We start from the raw sequence: 3,032 nt of genomic DNA, 5'->3' as shown, positions 1-3,032 counted from the left end.
GTTTCTTGACCGTCTCCGGAGACGCCGCGACGCGATTCTCGCCCGCGCGCCGCTCCCTGGGTATGGCGATTTTCATGGTTCTTTATCTCCCCTGCCGCAAGTGGCCGATTTGCGTGCAATCAGCCTAGACCGTCGGCATCAATGCCGGATTTGTGTGACTTTGTGAAGCTCTTGAACGTTGATGGTATTACCAGCGGTGATGGTGCGGCGCAACAGCCCGAAGAGGCATGGCACGCGCGCGTGCAACGGAAGGTGCAAGGTCGCCTCTTTCATCACCGTCCGCCATGGGTCTTTCGCAGGAGACGCGGCGGGGTCGCGGCGATCGTGCCCACGACGGGAGAGCGGGCGGGCGGATGTGCCTAATGGGCGGCGACTCCCGCCCCTTGGAGTCGAGCGTGGCTGCGGCACGGTCCAGACGCGCCGCAGGCTGGCCGCCGCGTCCGCCGCCGTGAAGGGATTTCCGTCATGGAACAGGACGCCGCGGCGCCGGGTGAAATCCCCGGCCGCACCGCCCACCGGCTTCCAGTCCACCGCAAGGCCCGGTCCCGCCCGGCGGCTTTCCCTGTGGCAACCGCCGTCCGGGTCGGGCAGCCCCCTTGCCATCGGCGGCGCCCGCCGATATCGTCCGCGCCGGATTCCCCGGAAGCACCCAATTTGAGGTTACCCCCATCATGTCCGACGTCGGCGGCATCGCGGCTGATCGCCTGAAATCCTTCGTCGAGCGCATCGAGCGCCTGGAAGAGGAAAAGCGCGGCCTGCAGGAGGACATCAAGGAGGTCTATGCCGAAGCCAAGGGCACCGGCTTCGACACCAAGATCATCCGGCAGATCATCCGTCTGCGCAAAATGGACAAGGCAGACCGCCAGGAGCAGGAAGCCATCCTGGAACTCTACAAGGAAGCGCTGGGGATGGTGGAGTAACCACCCCCGGCTTTTCACTCCCCGGCATTTTTCCCGTCACGCCGCCGCGCCCGCAAGGATGCCGGCGGTGCCGGGACCGGCGGCCAGCCGCTCCATCACGTTCCCCAGCAGGGCAAGACCGGCCCCGCCTTCGAGCGACAGGATCGACTCGGGGTGGAACTGCACGGCGGCAAGCGGAAGCCGCCGGTGCTCCACGGCCATCACCAGCCCCTCCCCCAACGGTCCGTCGGCGGTCTCCGCCGTCACCGTGAACTCCGCCGGCAGGCCGCCGCGCCGCGCCACCAGCGAATGGTAGCGCCCGACCGTCAGCCGCTCCGGCAGGCCCGCGAACAGGCCGCCGCCGCCCAGCACCCGGATTTCCGCCGCCTTGCCGTGCGCCGGCTCAGGCAGCACGTCGAGCGCTCCGCCGAACCGCTCCACCATCCCCTGCAACCCCAGGCAGACGCCGAACACCGGCAGGCCGAGCGCCAGCGCCGCGTCGATGGTGCCGGCCACGTCGAAATCCGCCGGACGGCCCGGACCGGGGGACAGCACGACCAGATCCGGCGCCTGCATGGCCAGCGCCGCCCCCAGCGCCGCCCGTGCGTGGTTGTGGCGCAGGGTCGTCACCGACGCGCCGGTCTGGCGCAGATAGTCGGCCAGCGTGTGGACGAAGCTGTCGTCGTGGTCCACCAGCAGCACCCGCTTGCCCCTCCCGCTGGAAGGAGCTGCCGGCAGCGCGGACGCCCGAATCGCCGTGGTGCCGCGGATCGCGTCGCGGAAGGCGGCGGCCTTCAGGCGGCATTCGGCGTCCTCGGCGTCGGGATCGCTGTCGGACAACAGAGTCGCCCCGGCCCGCACGGTGGCGACGCCCTCGGCCATGCGGATGGTGCGCAGGGTCAGGCCGGTGTCCATGGACCCGTCGAAGCCCAGCCGCCCGAAGGCACCGCCGTACCAGCGCCGCGGCGACTGCTCCGTGTCCTCCAGGAACTGCATGGCCCAGCGCTTCGGCGCGCCGGTCACCGTCACCGCCCAGGTGTGGGTGAGGAAGGCGTCCAGGGCGTCGAAACCGCCGCGCAGCCGGCCTTCCACATGGTCCACCGTGTGGATCAGGCGCGAGTAAAGCTCGATCATCCGCCGCCCGACCACCCGGACGGACCCCGGCTCGCACACCCGCGCCTTGTCGTTGCGGTCCACGTCGGTGCACATGGTCAGCTCCGCCGCGTCCTTGGCCGAGGAGAGAAGGCGCAGGATCTGGGAAGCGTCGCCCAGCGCGTCCGCCCCGCGCGCCACCGTCCCGGAAATCGGGCAGGTCTCCACCCGCCCGCCGGCCACCCGGACATACATTTCCGGGCTGGCGGCGACGAGGAACTCGCCCCGCCCCAGATTGACGAAGGCTTCATAGGGCGCCGGGTTGGCGGCGCGCAGCCGCCGGAACACCGCCGAGGGCGCGTCGGCGCAGGGCTCGGCGAAGGTCTGGCCGGGCACCACCTCGAACAGGTCGCCGCGGCGGAAGGCGTCCTTGGCGGCCTCCACCACCCGCTGGTACGCGCCGGGTTCGTGGTCGCAGCCGGCGTCGGCGTTGGTGTCCGGGCGGTAGGGGTGGTCGCGCCCGCCGCGCTCCAGCCCCTCGGTGCTCTCCGTCCCGCAGGCGAACTCGTATTCGACCAGCCGCGCGAGGCCCGCCACGGGATCGACGACGACGATCCGGTCCGGCAGGTAGAGCAGCAGATCGCGCTGGTCGTCGGGCCGCTCCAGCCTCAGGCGGATCGGCTCGAACTGGAAAGCGAGATCGTAGGCGAAGGCGCCGTAGAGCCCGAGCAGCGGGTCGTGGGGGGACGCGAACAGCGCCAGCAGGGCGCGCAGGACCGAGAAGACGGAAGGCTGGCGGCTCCGCTCCTCCTCCGGGAAGGGGTGTTGGGGCTTGCGGACCAGGACGGTCACGCGGGCCGGCGCCTCCTCGATGCCGGCCAGCGCCTCCAGGCCGCGCAACGCCCCGGCGATGGCGGGCAGCAGCACCCGCCCCCGCCCGTTCAGCGCGTCGATGCGCAGCGTGCGCCCACGCCATGGAGGTGCAGCGACTCGTCGTGTACCTGATTTTTCTGACGCTTCCAGACCAGGGCTGGCCCGAGC

Annotated in this window: 2 protein-coding genes; one reads left to right on the top strand and one right to left on the bottom strand. The window is 70.8% G+C overall.

The window, feature by feature from the left end; translation table 11 throughout:
• The first annotated feature begins 671 nt into the window (after positions 1–671).
• A complete protein-coding gene (locus QSG27_RS28300) occupies positions 672–920 on the top strand; it encodes a DUF2312 domain-containing protein (RefSeq protein ID WP_012973951.1) in 249 nt (82 codons plus the stop codon).
• Between the two features lie 36 nt (positions 921–956).
• Here QSG27_RS28300 and QSG27_RS28295 read toward each other — a convergent pair.
• Positions 957–3,032: anthranilate synthase (locus QSG27_RS28295; RefSeq protein WP_306712108.1), on the bottom strand; the 2,076-nt coding region annotated here is incomplete at its 5' end.

Source organism: Azospirillum isscasi (assembly GCF_030849505.1).
Lineage (GTDB): Bacteria > Pseudomonadota > Alphaproteobacteria > Azospirillales > Azospirillaceae > Azospirillum > Azospirillum isscasi.
This window is presented reverse-complemented; position numbering and strand designations above follow the sequence as displayed.

Excerpts from the sequence above, each read along its gene's own strand:
- QSG27_RS28300 (WP_012973951.1), top strand. The coding sequence starts at position 672 with ATGTCCGACGTCGGCGGCATCGCGGCTGATCGCCTGAAATCCTTCGTC.